The organism is Roseixanthobacter psychrophilus (genome assembly GCF_043195195.1).
GTDB lineage: Bacteria > Pseudomonadota > Alphaproteobacteria > Rhizobiales > Xanthobacteraceae > NCEH01.
The window spans coordinates 55,626-72,867 of sequence record NZ_JBAFWT010000013.1 but is presented as its reverse complement, the minus strand read 5'-3'; the positions used below and the strand labels follow the sequence as shown (position 1 = coordinate 72,867).

The 17,242-nt window shown below is 67.2% G+C and carries 12 protein-coding genes; 6 read left to right on the top strand and 6 right to left on the bottom strand.

From position 1 onward, the window contains the following. Nucleotides 1–198 precede the first annotated feature (198 nt). From V5F77_RS13715 to V5F77_RS13700, 4 genes are all read left to right on the top strand, one after another. Nucleotides 199–3,603, top strand: a complete 3,405-nt coding sequence (locus V5F77_RS13715) for an NfrA family protein (protein WP_429005918.1) — start codon at nt 199–201, stop codon at nt 3,601–3,603. A gap of 141 nt (nt 3,604–3,744) precedes the next feature. After that, on the top strand, nt 3,745–4,956 hold the full coding sequence (locus V5F77_RS13710) for a GGDEF domain-containing protein (protein ID WP_429005917.1): 1,212 nt from the start codon (nt 3,745–3,747) through the stop codon (nt 4,954–4,956). A gap of 36 nt (nt 4,957–4,992) precedes the next feature. Then, nucleotides 4,993–6,879: a M24 family metallopeptidase gene (locus tag V5F77_RS13705; RefSeq protein WP_429005916.1), complete on the top strand. Its 1,887-nt coding sequence runs from the start codon at nt 4,993–4,995 to the stop codon at nt 6,877–6,879. An 81-nt stretch (nt 6,880–6,960) separates the two neighbouring features. Next, nucleotides 6,961–7,113, top strand: a complete 153-nt coding sequence (locus V5F77_RS13700; protein ID WP_429005915.1) for a DUF3309 family protein — start codon at nt 6,961–6,963, stop codon at nt 7,111–7,113. 90 nt (nt 7,114–7,203) lie between these two features. Here V5F77_RS13700 and V5F77_RS13695 read toward each other — a convergent pair whose 3' ends face one another. Further along, entirely contained in the window at nt 7,204–8,556 is a 1,353-nt protein-coding gene (locus tag V5F77_RS13695) for an aspartate aminotransferase family protein (protein WP_429005914.1), read from the bottom strand. A 340-nt stretch (nt 8,557–8,896) separates the two neighbouring features. Here V5F77_RS13695 and V5F77_RS13690 point away from each other — a divergent pair, with 340 nt between their 5' ends. Beyond that, a complete protein-coding gene (locus tag V5F77_RS13690; protein WP_429005913.1) occupies nt 8,897–10,747 on the top strand; it encodes a tetratricopeptide repeat protein in 1,851 nt (616 codons plus the stop codon). Between the two features lie 71 nt (nt 10,748–10,818). Here V5F77_RS13690 and rimM read toward each other — a convergent pair whose 3' ends face one another. The 3 genes from rimM to ffh form a co-directional block, all read right to left on the bottom strand. Next, nucleotides 10,819–11,388 (bottom strand): ribosome maturation factor RimM, encoded by a 570-nt coding sequence (gene rimM, locus V5F77_RS13685; protein ID WP_429005912.1) that lies wholly within the window; start codon nt 11,386–11,388, stop codon nt 10,819–10,821. 121 nt (nt 11,389–11,509) lie between these two features. Beyond that, entirely contained in the window at nt 11,510–11,884 is a 375-nt protein-coding gene (rpsP, locus tag V5F77_RS13680) for a 30S ribosomal protein S16 (RefSeq protein ID WP_429005911.1), read from the bottom strand. Nucleotides 11,885–11,995: 111 nt separating this feature from the next. Then, nucleotides 11,996–13,549, bottom strand: coding sequence for a signal recognition particle protein (gene ffh / locus V5F77_RS13675; protein WP_429005910.1), 1,554 nt, complete (start codon nt 13,547–13,549; stop codon nt 11,996–11,998). 298 nt (nt 13,550–13,847) lie between these two features. On the opposite strand from ffh, the gene V5F77_RS13670 reads away from it, so the two are divergent. Continuing rightward, the gene (locus tag V5F77_RS13670) at nt 13,848–15,599 is read left to right on the top strand and encodes an alpha-amylase family protein (RefSeq protein ID WP_429005909.1); all 1,752 of its coding nucleotides are present in this window, start codon (nt 13,848–13,850) and stop codon (nt 15,597–15,599) included. A 3-nt stretch (nt 15,600–15,602) separates the two neighbouring features. On the opposite strand, the gene V5F77_RS13665 is transcribed toward V5F77_RS13670, so the two are convergent. Both V5F77_RS13665 and V5F77_RS13660 read right to left on the bottom strand, forming a co-directional pair. Further along, the gene (locus V5F77_RS13665) at nt 15,603–15,989 is read right to left on the bottom strand and encodes a VOC family protein (RefSeq protein WP_429005908.1); all 387 of its coding nucleotides are present in this window, start codon (nt 15,987–15,989) and stop codon (nt 15,603–15,605) included. Between the two features lie 57 nt (nt 15,990–16,046). After that, on the bottom strand, nt 16,047–17,072 hold the full coding sequence (locus V5F77_RS13660; protein WP_429005907.1) for a hypothetical protein: 1,026 nt from the start codon (nt 17,070–17,072) through the stop codon (nt 16,047–16,049). Nucleotides 17,073–17,242 lie beyond the last annotated feature (170 nt).

Below are 17,242 nucleotides of genomic sequence, written 5' to 3'. Positions count from 1 at the left end.
CTTACGCTTTCTAAACAACCCCTTTACAAGAAGTAAATTATCCGTTTCGCAAAGGTTAACTCGAAATCAGCGTCACATTTCGAGTTATCGATTAACCTTAACTGTGATTTAACCACAATCGTCGACGGTAGCGTCATGACTACCGCGATTCATCTCTCCGAGATTAGCCGATCTGCGTGCCAGCAGGCGCCAGGTCGCATGCGCAGGATCACCGCAGCAGCAATGCTGGCGGTGACGGTGAGCGGCATAGCACTGGTCGCTCACTCTCCCGCCCTGGCACAGGAACCGGCCCTGATAGGGCCGGCATGGACCGCAGCGGACAAGGCCTATTCGGCCTATCAGGCGAAGGACTACGCCGCCGCGGCCGCCCAGGCCCGCGAGGCGCTCCGCCTGCGGCCGGATGTGGCCCGGCTCTGGCTCTTGCTCATGGATGCGCTCGACGCCCAGGGCAACGTCGCCGAATCGGTCACTGCGGCAAAGGATGCGATCGCCGCGGGCGTCCAGGACCCCGCAATCACCGCCCGGTTGCGCAGCCAGAGCAAGGTGCTTGCCCAAGCGCCTTCGCTGGCCGCCAACAAGGCGCTGGAAGCGCGCAATCCCAAGGCGGCGCTGGCCGAGATTCGCAAGGCCATCGCACTTGTACCCGACGATCTCAGCTATCGCGTGCTGCTGGTCTATGCGCTGATCGCCGACGACCAGATCGACGCGGCCGAGCAGGCCGCGACGGCGGCCATCGCGGTCGATCCCAAATCCTTCCTGCCCCAGGTATTGCGCGGGTATCTGCGCGAGCGTCTCGGTCGCATCAACGAGGCAAACCAGGACTTCGACAGCGCGCTCACCGACGAAGTGCTGACCGGACCTGATGCCCGCGACGTGCGCCTCGTGATCGCCGATGCTGCCATTGCCGCCGGCAATCCGCGCCGCGCGCTGAAGATCCTCGACCCGCTGGGCGACACCCAGGATGCGGCGGTCAAGGCCCGGCGCGACGCCGCAAGCGCGCAGGACGCAACGCCGAGCATCGTGCCGAAGGACGCGTTCAAGACCCTTCCGGTGCCCTACCAGAAGTGCCGCGACACGCCCTATGGCCCCGCCTGCACCTTGGTGCCCGCCAGCACGCCGCCGGGCGTCGGCGGCGTTGCCAACCCCGGATTCAAGGCGGCGGACGAGGCTTACAAGGCCTATGCCGACGGAGACTACACCCTGGCGGAAAAGCGCATCCGCGAGGCCCTGGCGGTCAGCCCGAGCAATGCCGCCTGGCGCCGGCTGCTGATCGACACGCTGGAGCGCTCGAACCAGTTCTCCGCGCTCGACGCGGCCATCGGCGAGGCGATCGCCGCCGGCGAGGACGACCCGGCCCTGCTCGGTCTGCGCAGCATGGCGCAGACTCGCCTCGGCGAGCCCTCGGCGGTCCTGGCACTGAAACAGATGGCGGAGAAGAATCCCAAGGCGGCCGTAGAATCGGCGAAGAAGGCGGTGCAGCAGGCGCCTCACGCCATGGTGTTCCGCATCGTGCTGATCCAGGCCCTGATGGCCGCCGGCCAGACCAAGGACGCCGCCGCCGCTGCCGCCAGCGCGGTGGGAGAGGATGAGAATGACGTCCTGCCGCGCATCCTGCGCGCCTATCTGCTCCAGGCCACCGGCAATCGCGCCGGTGCGGTGGAGGATTTCGACAAGGTGCTCGCGTCCAACGTGCTCACCGACCAGGAAATCCTGAACTACAGCCTGATCGCGGCCAATGCGGCACTCGCCGCCGGCAAGCCCGACGATGCCATCAAGATCCTCAATGCGATCGAAGACGCCAAGAATCCCGACGTCGAGAGCTTCCTCAAGACCGCAGAGGCCCTGCGGGCCAGCCCGAACCGCCAGCGCCCCGCATTGCTGGCGCCGGTGCCGCTGTGCCAATCCACCAATTACGGCATCATCTGCTCGGTCTTCGCCGGCGGCACCAATGCCGGCAGCGGCGTGCCCAGCGATCCCGGCTACGAGGCCGCCGATGCCTCCATGCGCGCCATAAAGGCCCGCAACTATACCCTGGCCGTTTCGGAGGCGCGCCGGGCGGTGGAGCTTTCCCCGCGCAACCTCACCTATCGCCAGTTTCTGATCAACGCCCTCACCACCGCCGGCCGTACGGCTGAAGCGGAGACCGCGGCGAGCCAGGCCATCGCCGCCTTCCCCGGCGAGGTGACGCTGGTGGTTCAGCGCGGCTATATCCGCCAGCGGCTCGGCCGCTACGGCGGGGCGGCGTCGGATTTCTCCGCCGCCCTGCGCAGCGGCCGGCTGCCATCTGCGGACGTGCGCGGCGTGCGCCTCGCCTTGGTGGACGCCTATATGGGCGCCAAGGATCCGCAGGCCGCCCTTGATGCGCTGGCTCCGCTTGGTCGCGAGCGCAGTTATGACGTGGTCGGTCGCCGGGGCTTCGCCCTCCAGGCGCTGGGGCGCCACGAGGAGGCGCTGGAAACCTTCGAATTCGCCTATCGCCTCGCCCGCACGCCCTCCGACCGGGCCAATGTCGCCAGCGCCATTATCGGCGAACTGGTGGCGCTCGGCCGCAAGGACGAGGCAAAGGCCCGCTTCCAGCAGGCGCTCGCCAGCGGGGAATTGCGCGCCATGCGGCCGCTCGACATCGCCTATCTCGCGAACCAGTCCGGCGATACCGCCACCGCCTACAAATACTTCCACCAGGTGGACTCAACCAGCGGCCTGCGGCGCGGCACGGTTCTGGTGGATGCGGCCTACGCGGCGAAGCACGAATACCAGAACGACGAGGCGAAGGCGCTGTTCAAGCGGGCGATCGACGCCAATGCGGATGGCGTGCTCCCGCTTCCGGCGCAAACCGTATTCGGCCTGCGCCGCGAGGTGGCGGAACTCGAGCGCACCTGGGGTGTGTACGCCTCGGTCAGCTACGGCGCGGTGGGCGTCATGCCCTCCTCGCCCCTGGCGGCCCCGCCGGTCGGCGGCCACTCGATCCAGACCGGCACCGAGGTCTATTGGCGCCCGCCCGGCATCGGTTACCGCGACGGCTCGATCTTCGAGGTCTTCGCCCGCATGTTCACCACCCTTTACGACGAAAAGGGCGGCCCGACCGGTGTCGATACAATGCAAGGCAGCGTCGGGGTGCGCTGGAAGCCGCTGAAGGACCAGAACCTGGTGCTGGAAGCCAGCCGCCTGTTCCCCATCGGCTCCTATGCCCGCAACGACTGGTTGCTGCGCGCCGCCTATTCCAACGGCGACGGCGGCGACCTGAGGGTGGACGTGAACGATTGGAACTACTGGCAGTTCTACGCCGATACCAATTATTTCGTGGAACTTCCCGAATCCGTGAGCAGCTTCGAGTTCCGTTGGGGCCATTCGTTCCGGGTGAAGCCGGTCAACGACAACCTCATCGTCACCCCGTTCCTGGCCATAGGCGGCGCCTATGACTCCGTCCTCGATACACCGGGAACACTCGGCGCCGGACCGGGCGTGAATCTACGCTGGTGGTTCCGCGAGGACAAATACACCGCCCCCATGTCCTATGTGGACCTGACCGCCCAGTATCGCTTCAAGCTCGCGGGGGACAGCCGAGGCGAAGGGGTGTTCGCCGGCGCCTTCCTCTCCTACTGAACGCGCCCGGCGGGAAGCCGCCGGGCCAACGGCCCCGCGGGTTGCAGCCTGCAATGCGTAGAGAGAGCCCACTTCCCCAAACCTCGCGAACCCGGTACAAGAATAGGGCACATCAGCACACCGGTTCGGCTTTACCCACAGATGTCTCCTGCTCCCGATACCTATTTTGCACTAGCGCTGATCGGGCCGGCAATACTGGCATTGTTTTCCTTCTGTTTTCTCGGATTGTGGGCATTCGGCGGCAGCCGCAATTATATCCTGCTGTTTTCCGCGGCCAGTTTCATTTACAGCTTGGCTGCTGTTGTCCAAATCGCCTTGTGGCCGGGGGATTATGGCTACAACACAATCCTCTCCGCGCTGCTGTACACCACAAGCGTCGTCATGATCGTCGATGGGGTGCTACAGCGCGCCGATCAACGCTTGGGCACCCTTGCCATATTGATCATCTTCACGGCGATCATGGCTCCCATCTGGTATTTTTATTATGTCGAGCCCAGCCTTATAGCCCGAATATACATTCTTAATTTCGGCTTTGGACTGGTCTTTCTCTACGCCTGCATGCGCCTCGTGGGCTGGGCCTCGGGCCGGTTCATCGACCGATTCTTGTATTGGGTGCTGGTCGCGTTCGCCTTCCATTTCTTCATCCGCACCACAGCGACCATCGATCCGGACCTCGGCGATCCCGCCCGCGCCTTTGGCAGATCCACATTCTGGCTGGTGCTGCAGGTAAGCCTCGCCATTTTCGGCGCCGTCATGGCCCTGACGCTCCTTGCCGCGACTGTGGCCGACATGTTGGGGGACATGGAGCGCGACCGCGACACCGATCTCCTCACGCGCCTGCTTAACCGCCGCGGCTTCGAGCGCATTGCCACCTCCCATATGGCCCGTTCGGCGGGACGGCCGGTGAGTCTGATCTCCTGCGACATCGACCATTTCAAGTCGCTCAACGATAGCTATGGGCACGCCGCCGGCGATGCCGTGCTGAAGGAGTTCGGCGCGTTGCTGCTGAACACGATGCGCGGGGAGGACGTGATCGGCCGCATCGGCGGCGAGGAATTCGCGATCCTGCTCACCGGGGCCGACGTGGAAGGCGCACGCCAGTTCGCCGAGCGCGTGCGCGCCCTGCTGGAAGGCACGAGGTTCGAGTCGGTGCCCGATACCCGGGTCGTGACGGCGAGCTTCGGCATCGCCCAGTACCGTCCGCCGGAACCCCTGCGCAAACTGCTGGCACGGGCCGACGTCGCGCTCTATGCCGCCAAGAAGGCCGGGCGCAACCGATGCTTCGTGGCGGGACAGACCCAACAGGATCCGCCAGCGGTCGCACCCGCACGCGCCGGTGAAGCGATGCGGTGAATTGCAGGGCCGGGGCATCGCTCCTAAAGTCCCGCCATGTCACAGACGAAGCGCACAGCCCTTGCCGCCGATACCGCCGGGTTCTCGGCCCTCTACCAGACCTTCGAGGACACCGCCGACGGGCGCGCCGGACCCGCGCGCCTTGCCGCCTTGCGAGCCGAACTTGCGGCGCGCGGCCTCGGCGGCTACGTCATCCCGCGCGCGGATGCCCACCAGAACGAATATGTGACTCCCGCCGAGGAGCGCCTCGCGTGGCTGACCGGCTTTACCGGCTCGGCCGGCCTATGCGTGGTGCTGGCGGACGAAGCCGCCTTGTTCGTCGACGGGCGCTACACCCTCCAGGCCCCCTCCCAGGTGGACGGCTCCGCCTTCACCGTGGTGCCCCTGGCCGAGATCACGCCGGAACGCTGGATCGAAACGCATCTGCCCAAGGGCGCCTGCCTCGGGTTCGATCCCTGGCGCTCCACGCTGGACATGAAGGACAAGCTTTCGCAGGCGGTCGCCAAGGCCGGGGGGATCCTGGTCGCGGTGGAGGACGATCCCATCGCCCGCTTGTGGACCGACCGCCCCGCAGCACCCACGGCGCCGGCGCGCCTGCTGGATGCCGAGCGGGCCGGCGCCACGCCGCAAGACAAGCTGGCCCAGGTCCAGGCCGCGCTCGTGGCGGAAAAGCTGGATGGTGCCCTGATTTCCGACCCCCACGCCACGGCCTGGCTGTTCAATCTGCGCGGCGCCGACATCAGCCACACGCCCCTGGTGCTTGCATGGTCCCTGGTGCCGGCGCAGGGGCGGCCGCAGCTCGTGGTCGCGGCGGAGAAGCTCTCCAATGCCGTGCACGCGCAATTGGAGGATGTGGCGGACCTTGCGGACGAGCCTGCATTGGCCGACCGGCTCACCGCCTTCGCGACCGGTCGCACGGTGCGCGTGGACCAAGCGACGGCTCCGGTCGCGCTCGCCGAGATCATCACGCGTTCCGGGGGAACCGTCGCGAAGGGCGCCGACCCCATCGCCCTGCTGAAGGCGGTGAAGAACGAGGCCGAGATCGCCGGGATGCGCGCGGCCCATCTGCGAGACGGCGTCGCTTTGGCGCGGTTCCTGCGCTGGTTCGATGAAACGGCACCCGGTGGCGCGGTCAGCGAGATCCTGGCTGTCGAGGCGCTGGAAACTTTCCGCCGGCAGAGCGGGCCGCTCAACGACGTGTCCTTCCCCACCATTTCCGGCGCCGGCCCCAACGGGGCGATCGTGCATTATCGCGTCACCCAGGCCACCAACCGGCTGGTCGGCGCGGGCGAAATGTTCTTGCTGGATTCCGGCGCGCAATATCCCGACGGCACCACCGATATCACCCGCACCCTGATGGTCGGCGAACCGACGCCGCAGATGCGGACCCATTTCACGCTGGTGCTCAAAGGCCATATAGCGCTGGCTCGCGCGGTCTTCCCCGTGGGCGTGAGCGGCGCGCAGCTCGATCCCCTGGCGCGGCAGTTCCTGTGGGCGCGGGGTCTCGATTTCGACCATGGCACCGGCCACGGCGTCGGCGCGGGATTGTCGGTCCACGAGGGGCCGGCGCGCATCTCAAAGCTCGGGCATGTGCCGCTGAAAGCCGGCATGATCCTGTCGAACGAGCCCGGCTACTACAAATCGAACGGCTACGGCATCCGCCTGGAGAACCTGATCCTGGTGGAGCCGCGCCATCCCGAGGGCGGCGAGCGGCCGAGCCTGGGCTTCGAGACGCTGACCCTCGCCCCGTTCGAAAAGCGATTGCTGGCCGTCGAACTGCTCACCAAGACAGAGATCGAATGGCTGAACGCGTATCACGCCGAGGTCGCGCTGCGCGTGGGCCCGTTGCTGGAGCCGGCCGATCGCGCCTGGCTGCTTCGGGCGACATCCCCCATCGCGCCTGATGCGGTGTCTGATATTTAGGTTCTGCCGGGAGCGGAAGCGGAACCTTTTTCAAAAATGAGGCGTTGTCGTGGCAGTTAAAGTCCGGGAGACCGCACCGCCATGTCAACCATTCTGCTCGTCATCTTGATTTTGCTTTTGGTGGGCGCATTGCCAACCTGGGGATACAGCCGCAGTTGGGGTTATGGCCCGGGCGGCATTGTCGGCATTTTGCTCATCATCGTCATTGTGCTGGCGCTGACAGGCCGGATCTAGTTTTTGCGGGAGATCAGCGGAGGTGCCGGACAACAGCACCTCCGCTTCGTTTTTTGAGCCGCACCGGCGCCCGCTTGGGCGCCGACGACGTCAGGCATAGGCTTCGATCGCCCGGCCCACCTTCTCGATGAGTTCGCCGATCTGGTCCTCGGAAATGATCAGCGGCGGGGTGAGAGCAAGGGTGTCGCCGCTCGCGCGCACCATCACGCCGATGTCGTGGAACGCCCCCTCCAACGTCTTGTAACCGCGCAGGCCCGGCTGCCCCTCGCGCGGGGCAAGGTCGATGCCGGCGGTGATGCCGACGGTGCGGATATCCAGCACGCCCGGCTTCTCCCTCAGACCCATGACCGCATCGGCCCACAGAGGCTCCAGCTTGCGGGCCCGCTCGAAGGTCTGCTCCTCGGCATAAAGGTCCAGCGTCGCAAGCGCGGCGGCACAAGCAAGCGGATGGGCCGAGTAGGTATAGCCGTGGAACAGCTCGATCACATGTTCCGGGCCGCGCATGAAAGCGTCATGGATGCCCGCGCGGGCCACCACGCCGCCCATGGGGACGGCACCGGCGGTGACACCCTTGGCAAAGGTGATCAGGTCCGGCATCACGCCGTAGCGTTCGGCCGCAAACGCATAGCCGAGGCGCCCGAAGCCGGTGATGACCTCGTCGAAGATCAGCAGGATGCCGTATTTGTCGCAGATTTCCCGCAGGCGCTTGAGATAGCCCTGGGGCGCCGGGAGGACGCCGGTCGAGCCCGCCATCGGCTCGACGATCACCGCCGCGATGGTGGATGCGTCGTGCAGGCCCACGAGGCGCTCCAACTCGTCGGCGAAGTGCGCGCCATATTCCGGCTCGCCCTTCGTGAAGGCCTGGTGCTTGCGGTCGTAGGTGGTCGGCAGATGGTCGACGCCGGTGAGCAAGGTGCCGAACATCTTGCGGTTCGGCACGATGCCGCCGACGCTGATTCCGCCGAAACCGACGCCGTGATAGCCCCGTTCGCGGCCGATCAGGCGGGTGCGCGAGCCCTGGCCGATCACATTCTGGTAAGCGAGCGCGATCTTGAGCGCGGTATCCACCGCTTCCGAGCCGGAATTGCAGAAGAACACATGGTCGAGATCGCCCGGGGCGAGGGCGGCGATGCGGCTTGCGACCGTAAAGGCTCCGGCATGGCCGTACTGGAAGGTGGGGGCGAAATCCAGCTCGCTCGCGGCGGTGCGGATCGCTTCGACGATCGGCGCCCGATTGTGGCCGGGATTGGTGCACCACAGGCCGGCGCAGCCGTCGAGAATGGCGCGGCCCTCCGGGGTGTAATAATGCATGTCCTTGGCGCGGGCGATGAGACGCGGGCGCTGCTTGAAGGAGCGGTTCGCGGTGAAGGGCATCCAGAATGCGTCCAGATCGTTCGGCACCGCGTCGCCCGCTGCCCGAGCCGCAATCTCATCCAATGCCATCGTCCCTCTCCTCATCGCCATCCGGCGCTCGGCGGCCTCACAATTGCCGCCAGCGCGGGGAAGCTATCAGCGGCCAAGCCGGGAGGGAACAGGCAGCTCGCATCCCTCCCCCTTGCGCCATGCGCCCGACTGGCACAAAAGAGGGCCATGACGATGGGTCATTTTACATCGAGGCCAGGAAAAGTCTCCCGCACCGGCCTCGTATGGCAGGGCGCGGCGGTGCGCTTGGGCCGTAGCCGCTTCGATGCCGGCTCCGGGAGCCGGCCGGCGCCTCGGGCGACCGCATGCCCCGGTGCATGCCTGTGACCGGTCTCAAAGCCGATCCGAGGACCCCGCGGCCATGACGGACGAGTCCGATCTGCCCCCAGACGACCTTCCGGAAGAGGAGCTGACAGCCCCGCCGACCGAGCAGGAAATTCAGGCCGACAAGGCCCGCGCCGCGCTTGCGCGCGTGCTGGCATCGGACGAATTCGTGTCCTCGCCCCGGCTGGCGGACTTCCTGCGTTTCGTGGTGGAGGCCACCCTCGGCGGACGGGCCGACGCCATCAAGGGCTATACCATTGCGGTCGAGGCGCTGGGCCGCCCGACCAGCTTCGACCCGCAGACCGACCCTATCGTGCGCGTGGAGGCAACCCGCCTGCGGCGTGCGTTGGAACGCTATTACACCTCGGCCGGCCCCGACGAGACGCTGGAAATCGTGATTCCCAAGGGGGTCTATGTTCCGCGCTTCGTGCCGCGCGGCAATGGCGACACCGCCGGCCAGCCGGGCGCGCCGGATGGCGAGGCCCTTCCCTATCAAATCCCGCCCGGACCACCTCCCGTCGCAGCGCGGACGAGGGGACGCCTCGCCTGGGTGGCAGCCGCCGTGATCGCCGCCGGGGCGCTGGTGTGGGGCACGGTGCAACTGACCGACACCAACCGCGCCGGCCCGATCGCCTCCCTCCTCGGCTTGGAAGGCGCCAATTCCGCCAGCGAGATCGCCGACCGCATGGGCATGCCCCAATTGGAGGTCCGCCCGTTCGAGGTCAGCGGCACCAACGGTTTCAGCGCGGGCGAGGTGCATGCTTTCGAGGTGCGGCTGCGCGATGCCATGGCGCGGTTCGACTTCGTCGACGTGATGTCATCGGGGGAAGACGGTTCCGCACGCCAGTGCCGCGGCAATCCGCCACGCTCGGTGTTCTCGCTGACCGGCCTCGCCGAGGCCCATGAGGGCGGCACCTTCTCGCTGCTGGTGCGGCTCACGGATCGCTGCGGCGGCACCATCATCTGGTCCACCGCCTTCGAGGACCTGCGACGCGGCGCGGACTTTCCGGCCTCCGAACACCGGGTGGTGCGCGACATCGCCTCGGCGGTGATGCAATCCTACGGCGTGCTGCCGACCCGCGCGCGCGCCCAGGCCCGCGCCGACGCGCCGGGTTCCGGGTTCGGCTGCATCGCCCAGAGCTTCGCGGTGATCCGCAACGAGGACGGCACCACCGCCGAGCAGGCCCGGACCTGCCTCGATCAATGGGTGACGCGGGACAGCGGCTTCGGCACGTTGCACGCGGTCAAGGCCATGCTGATGCTGGACGAGGCGCAGCGCGCCTCCGACCGGCCGCTGGACCCGGCTCTGCTCGACCAGATGGAACGCGAAGCCGAGCTGGCCACCGATCTCTCCCCCAACAGCGCCTATGCGGCCAAGGTTCTTGCCAGCGTGGAATTCTTCCGCGGCGAGCGCGATGCGGCGTTCGCCGCCGGCGACCGCGCGCTGGCGCTGAACCCGCTGGATTACGACGTTGCTGCGACCGTCGGCACCATCATGATCGGGCTCGGCAAGCCCGAGCAGGGCGAGGCAGTGCTGACCTTCGCACGCAATCACGGCGCCGCGCGCACCGCCCTGCAGGATGCCTATCTCGGCATCGCTGCGTTCATGCGCGAGGACGAAATCGCCGCCACAGGCCTGTTGCCGACCTTGCAGGCCCATCCCTCCGCCCAGAGCCGGATCGCCCTTGCCCTGACGCTGCATGTGCTCGGCCGGCCGGAAGAGGAGCGCGATGTGGTGGCACGGCTTGCCCGCGACACGCCGGGCGGCGCGGCCGGGGTCTCGCGGCTGGTTCATCATCTGCTGCCGGTGCCGGATTCCTTCGCCCGCATCATGGGCGCACTGGAAGCGGCCGGCCTGCCGCAGCTCGCGGACGCCTCGCGCGGCTGACACGGCGATCGCCTTCGCGGTGCGGCAGCTTAAAATAAGGCAAATCGGTTGCGTGAGAAGGTCCGGCGGCCTCAGGCCTCTTTGACCGCATCGGGATCGAGGGCCGCGTCGGGATCGAGATCGGCGTCTTCCGGCTGCGGCTCGTCCTCCGCCTCGGCCTCCTCCACCACCACGACCCGCCGGGCGGCGAGATCCACCACCGGGACGGCGGCCTTCGTAAAGGGCACGAGGCGGGTCTTGCCGCCGCCCTCGGGCAGATATTCGAGAATGTCGCCGGCGCCGAAATCATGCAGGGCGGTCACCGCGCCGAGCCGCGTCCCGGCCTCGTCCTCCACCGAAAGGCCGATCAGATCGGCGTGGTAGAAGGCGTCTTCCTCCGGCGGCGGCAGGTCCGCGCGGGCGACGAGCAGATCGGTATTGGTCAGCGCCTCGGCGGCGGTGCGATCGGCCACGCCTTCGAGGCGGGCGACGAAATGGTCCTTTGCCTCACGCAGCGACTGGATGCGGATGCGCTTGCCCGCCGTCGTCGACAGCTTGTAGCGCCGCAGCGCCATGGGATCTTCGCCGAAGACGAACAGGCGCACTTCGCCCCGCACGCCATGGGGTGCGCCGATGCGGGCGATGAGAATTTTATCGGTCATGGAAATGCTTCTGCCAGAATCGCCGGGCGGTCCGGGCGGGACCCGCGGGGCCGCATCCCAAGCTGGAATGCGCGCCCTGCGGATCGTTCGGCCGCCGGGCGCGAAGCCCGGCGGAAAGGCTTCACTCCGCGGAGGTTTCCGCACCCGCGGCAGCGGCGGCTTCGGCGGCCTTGGCACGCTCGGCGGCGCGCTCCTGGGCCTTCTTGCCGGGCTCGCCCTTCTTCAGGTTGGAGCGGGCTTCCCGCGTCATCAGGCCCTGGGCGTCGAGGAACCGCGCCACGCGGTCGGTGGGCTGGGCGCCCTTTTCGAGCCAGGCCTTGGCCTTCTCCACGTCGAGCACCACACGCTCGGCGGAATCCTTCGCCAGCAGCGGGTTGAAGGTGCCGATCTTCTCGATGAAGCGGCCGTCGCGGGGCGAGCGGGCGTCGGCGATGACGATGCGGTAGTAGGGGCGCTTCTTGGCGCCGCCACGGGCGAGACGGATCTTCAGGGACATGGTCGTTTTCCTTTCAAACGTCGATATTCAGGTTCGTGTGGTGTCTTCCGCCGGACCGGGCCCTCGGATCGAGCCGAGGCGCCGGCGGCGGGTTGAACGCGGGTGAAACGCTTATTTCTTCTTCGGCCCCCCGAGGCCGGGAAAATTGCCCGGCGGACCCTTCGGCAGTCCGGGAAGGCCGCCGGGGAATTTGGCGGGCAGACCGCCGCCAAGACCGGGGAAATTCGGCGGCAAGCCGCCGCCGCCCGCGCCGGGCATGCCGCCCGGCATCTTCTCGGCCATCTGCTGGAGCATTTCCGGGGACGGCGCACCGCCACCCATGCCGAACATGCTGGCGAGGCCCGCCATGGGGCCGCGCTTGCCGGCCGCCCCGCCCATGGCCTTCATCATGTCGGCCATCTGGCGGTGCATCTTCAAAAGTCGGTTGATCTCTTCCACCTTGGTGCCGGAGCCGGCCGCCACCCGCCGCTTGCGCGAGGCGTCGAGCACCTTGGGGTTGCGCCGCTCCTGGCGGGTCATGGAATTGATGATCGCGGTCTGGCGCTTGAAGACCTTGTCGTCGAGATTGGCCGAGGCGATCTGGTTCTTCACCTTGGCGATGCCGGGCAGCATGCCGAGCACGCCGGTCATGCCGCCCATCTTCTGCATCTGGGCGAGCTGGTCGCGCAGGTCTTCGAGGTCGAATGCGCCCTTGCGCATCTTCTCGGCGACCGCTTTCGCCTTCTCGATATCGATATTCTCGGCGGCCTTCTCCACCAGGGCGACCACGTCGCCCATGCCGAGGATGCGGCCGGCCACGCGGCGGGGATCGAAATCCTCCAGCGCGTCCATCTTTTCGCCGGTGCCGAGCAGCTTGATGGGCTTGCCGGTGACCGCGCGCATGGAGAGCGCCGCGCCGCCGCGCCCGTCGCCATCGGCGCGGGTCAGCACGATGCCGGAGATTCCCACCCGCCCGTCGAAGGCCTTGGCGGTGTTCACCGCGTCCTGGCCGGTGAGGCTGTCGGCCACCAGCAGGATTTCATGCGGATTGGTGGCGGCCTTCACCTCCGCCACCTCGGCCATCAACGCTTCGTCGAGCGTGACGCGGCCGGCGGTGTCGAGCATGACGACGTCGTAATTGCCGAACTTCGCCGCCTCGATGGCGCGCTTGGCGATCTGCACCGCGCTCTGGCCCGGCACGATCGGCAAGGTGGCGACGCCGACCTGAAGGCCGAGGGTGGCCAATTGCTCCATGGCGGCGGGACGGCGGGTATCGAGCGAGGCCATCAGTACGCGGCGCTTGCCGCGCTCGGTGAGGCGCTTGGCGATCTTGGCGGTGGTGGTGGTCTTGCCCGAGCCCTGAAGGCCGACCATCAACATGGGCACCGGGGCGGCGGCATGCAGATCGATGGGATCGGCATCCGAACCCAGCACAGCGACCAACTCGTCATGGACGATCTTGACCACCATCTGGCCGGGGGTCACCGACTTGATGACCTCCGCGCCGACCGCGCGGGCGCGCACCTTTTCGATGAATTCGCGCACCACATCGAGGGCCACGTCCGCTTCGAGCAGCGCACGGCGAACCTCGCGCATGGCTTCGGAGACGTCGGCCTCGGTGAGGGAGCCACGCCGCTTGAGCTTGTCGAGTATGCCGCCGAGGCGGTCGGAAAGGCTGTCGAACATGGGTCCGTCCGGTGATCTCCGGCTCATCGCCGAAGGGCTTTTCCCAACAACAGGCGCAACGCGAAACTCGCCCGAGGGCGCACAGCGCTGTCGGGCGGGGACCTCCGGGCTCTCGGCCCGGTCGGCTGGATCGGCGTTGCCGTCCTTGAGAAGGGGGCGTTCTTAGCACCGACCGCCGGCAAGGGCAATGGCGGGCTGGAAATCCATGTCCCGTCCCGCCCAGCCCCGTCGCTGGAACCATCCGCGCTGCGAGGCGGTTGCCCGTGTGGCGCACAGGGCGCCCCGGGAGCCCGCGCCCATGATCAACGACCTCTGGTACAAGAACGCTGTTCTTTATTCCCTCAATGTCGGCACTTTCATGGATTCCAACGGCGACGGCGTGGGCGATTTCCCCGGCCTGATGCGCCGGCTGGATTATCTCCATGGGCTCGGCGTGACGGCGGTGTGGCTGGCGCCGTTCCAGAAATCCCCCGGCCGCGACGACGGCTACGACATAACAGATTATTACAGCGTCGATCCGCGCTACGGCACGCTCGGCGATTTCGTCGAATTCACCCACGCCGCCAAGCAGCGCGGCATGCGGGTGTTGATCGACCTCGTGGTCAACCACACCTCCGACCAGCATCCCTGGTTCAAGGAGGCCTGCGCCGATCCTGCCTCGCCGTATCGCGACTGGTATGTCTGGTCGAAGACCAAGCCCAAGACCGCCAACGAGGGCATGGTCTTCCCCGGCGTGCAGAAGAGCACATGGACCCGCAACAAGCAGGCGGGCGCCTATTATTTCCATCGCTTCTACGACTTCCAGCCCGACCTCAACACGCAGAACCCGCTCGTGGTGGCGGAAATCCTGAAGATCATGGGATTCTGGATCGAGCTCGGGGTGAGCGGCTTCCGCATGGATGCGGTGCCGTTCGTGATCGCGGAGAAGGGCGCGGACATTGCCAAGCCCAAGGAGCGCTTCGACCTGTTGCGCACCTTCCGCGAGTTCCTGCAATGGCGCCAAGGCGATTGCATCGTGCTGGCCGAGGCCAATGTACTGCCGGAAGTGAATTTCGACTATTTCGGCCGCGATGGCGACCGCATGCACATGATGTTCAACTTCCAGGTCAACCAGACTTCCTTCTATGCATTGGCGGCGGCCGACGCCGGGCCGCTCAAGGCCGCCATGCTGGCCACCAAGGCGCGGCCGGCCACCGGCCAATGGGGCCAGTTCCTGCGCAATCACGACGAGCTGGACCTCGGCCGCCTCGGTGAGGCGGAGCAGGCGAAGGTGTTCGCCGCCTTCGGCCCCGACAAGGACATGCAGCTCTACGACCGGGGCATCCGCCGCCGGCTGGCGCCCATGCTGGAGGGCGACCGCGCGCGGCTGGAACTCGCCTATTGCCTCATGTTCTCCCTGCCGGGAACGCCAGTGCTGCGCTATGGCGACGATCTCTCCCTGCCGGAGCGCAATTGCGCCCGCACCCCCATGCAATGGTCCACCGAGCCGAACGGCGGCTTCACCAAGAGCGACACGCCGCTGCTGCCGGTGATCGGCCAGGGCCCCTACGGCTATGCCCACGTGAATGTCGCGGCCCAGCGGCGCGACCCCAATTCCTTCCTCAACTGGATGGAGCGCATGATCCGCATGCGCATGGAAATGCCGGAAATCGGCTGGGGCGATTTCACGGTGCTGGAGAGCGGCAATCCCGCCGTGCCGGCGATCCGCTACGACTGGCGCAACAATTCGGTCGTCACCATCCTCAATTTGTGCCCCTCGCCGCTGGAAATCGAGCTGGACGTGGAGATGGAAGAGGAGGGCAATGCGCTGGTGGACGTGCTCGCCAACAGCCACAGCGCGGCCGACGAAAAGGGGCGGCATTGCATCTATCTCGAAGGCTACGGCTATCGCTGGTACCGGGTCGGAGGGCTCGACTATCTCTTGAAGCGCAGCGACGTCGGCATTCCCGAGCGCGACTGGGCGCGCGGCACGCAGCGCCCAGCGAAAGCCGGCGGTCCGGTCCCCGGCGCCGCACCGGTGCGCCGGCGCCGGGTGCATGCGAAGGGGTGAGTTTTAAGCCTTAGGCTCCTCGGCAAAGTGCCAGAGGACGCCCGCGGGATCGAACACATAGGAAACGCGCAGGCCCCAGCTCTCCAACTTGGGCGGGCGGGGCGGCCCCACGTCGAAGCGCTCCGCAAGCGAAAGTGCCTCGATGTGACGCCACCACGCGTCGAGGTCTTCCACCAGCACGTGCATCATGAGGTTCTCCGCGAACTCCTTCACGTAAAATTCCTGCAGCAGGAAGGCGAAGCGCCCGAGCTGCATGTGCGCCATCTTCTCGCCGAGCGGCGTCGCCTCGAAGCCCAGGGCCTCATAGAAGCCCAGGCTGACGGCAAAATCCTTGGCCGGCAGGAATGGCCGCATGGTCAGGATGGTCGAGGCGAGGCTGTCTGGAAGCATGAACCAACCCTGAGACTGCGGCCGGGAGGTTCAGGATGCCCTTTGGTCAACCTCGGCTCAAGGGCCTTCGAACGGGCCGAACACCATGTCCGGGGCGCTGGTGTTGTGGCGCGAGGGCGCGAGGCGCCCGGCCCACAGATCGAGAACCGGCCCGCCGGAAAAATCCAGGATGTCGCCCTCCGCCCAGCCCTTCGCGCCGGGCGCGCGCCACGCCACCTGGGCCACGTCGGCATTGAAGGCGGTGACATACATGGAGCGCAAAGCGGCAAACGGGTGGCCCGTCACCGGCCCGTCCAGGCTCACATCCAGCACCATGGACTCGCGATCGAGCGCCGACAGCGCCAGGCGCGCCGAACCGCCGCCCGCGAACGCGAGGGTGAAGGTGCGGGTGGCCGGATCGAACGCGATCTCCTTCAGCTTCACCAGCGGCCGGCCCTCGGTTTCCACCGGCCCCAGCAGGAAGGACGAGCCATAGGCGGTGTTGGCGAGATGGGGCGGGGCCAGCGGGCGGGCGCGCCAATAGCCATCGGGCGGATAGAACACCAGCACCTCCTCGGCCCGCTCATCCCGCCGCACCCAGAGCTGCACCATGTGCAGCCCCTCGGTCGCCGTATCGCCCACCCGCACCGGCACGCTTGCCGGACGCCAGAAGGCCGGGAAGGTATAGCCGGTGAGCCAGAGGTCCGGCGTCTCGAAGAAGGTCACGCGCTTGGGCGCTGCGGGAAAGGCGGGATCGCCGCTCATGTCGCAGGCGGTCCAATTGGGCTCGGTGCGGTCGGCGACCAGGGCCCCAAGATAGGCGGGATGCACCGCCTGGATGCGAAAGCGGCGCACCTGCGGCGAGGCGAAGGTGAGCGCCACATTGTCCTTTTCCGCGCACAGCACCGGTTCGCTCTCGTTGCGCACCTCGACCGCGAGCGGCGGCGCCGAGGGGGATGGCGCGGCGGGCGACGACGCTGAGTGCGTCTGTGCCGAGGCGTGAGCGACCCCGACAGCCGACGCGGCGAGCACCGCGAGCAGCAGGGCAAGACCCGCTGGCAACCGGCGCAGGTGTTGGAGGTCCATGGGAGCGTTCGGGATCATCGAGAGTTCCGGCATGGACGCGTGGAAGGGCGTGGCGTGGAAGGGCGTGGCGCGGACGGCCCATCAAGCCCAACCCGCTTGTTCCGCACAAGCGCCCCGGCACGGCACGCGCGCCTTGGCACACAGACGTGATCGGCCCGCCCATTTGACGGCGGCGCCCGGCTCGCCCA

Excerpts from the sequence above, each read along its gene's own strand:
- V5F77_RS13715 (WP_429005918.1), top strand. The coding sequence starts at position 199 with ATGCGCAGGATCACCGCAGCAGCAATGCTGGCGGTGACGGTGAGCGGC.
- V5F77_RS13710 (WP_429005917.1), top strand. The coding sequence starts at position 3,745 with ATGTCTCCTGCTCCCGATACCTATTTTGCACTAGCGCTGATCGGGCCG.
- V5F77_RS13705 (WP_429005916.1), top strand. The coding sequence starts at position 4,993 with ATGTCACAGACGAAGCGCACAGCCCTTGCCGCCGATACCGCCGGGTTC.
- V5F77_RS13700 (WP_429005915.1), top strand. The coding sequence starts at position 6,961 with ATGTCAACCATTCTGCTCGTCATCTTGATTTTGCTTTTGGTGGGCGCA.
- V5F77_RS13695 (WP_429005914.1), bottom strand. The coding sequence starts at position 8,556 with ATGGCATTGGATGAGATTGCGGCTCGGGCAGCGGGCGACGCGGTGCCG.
- V5F77_RS13690 (WP_429005913.1), top strand. The coding sequence starts at position 8,897 with ATGACGGACGAGTCCGATCTGCCCCCAGACGACCTTCCGGAAGAGGAG.
- rimM (WP_429005912.1), bottom strand. The coding sequence starts at position 11,388 with ATGACCGATAAAATTCTCATCGCCCGCATCGGCGCACCCCATGGCGTG.
- rpsP (WP_429005911.1), bottom strand. The coding sequence starts at position 11,884 with ATGTCCCTGAAGATCCGTCTCGCCCGTGGCGGCGCCAAGAAGCGCCCC.
- ffh (WP_429005910.1), bottom strand. The coding sequence starts at position 13,549 with ATGTTCGACAGCCTTTCCGACCGCCTCGGCGGCATACTCGACAAGCTC.
- V5F77_RS13670 (WP_429005909.1), top strand. The coding sequence starts at position 13,848 with ATGATCAACGACCTCTGGTACAAGAACGCTGTTCTTTATTCCCTCAAT.
- V5F77_RS13665 (WP_429005908.1), bottom strand. The coding sequence starts at position 15,989 with ATGCTTCCAGACAGCCTCGCCTCGACCATCCTGACCATGCGGCCATTC.
- V5F77_RS13660 (WP_429005907.1), bottom strand. The coding sequence starts at position 17,072 with ATGATCCCGAACGCTCCCATGGACCTCCAACACCTGCGCCGGTTGCCA.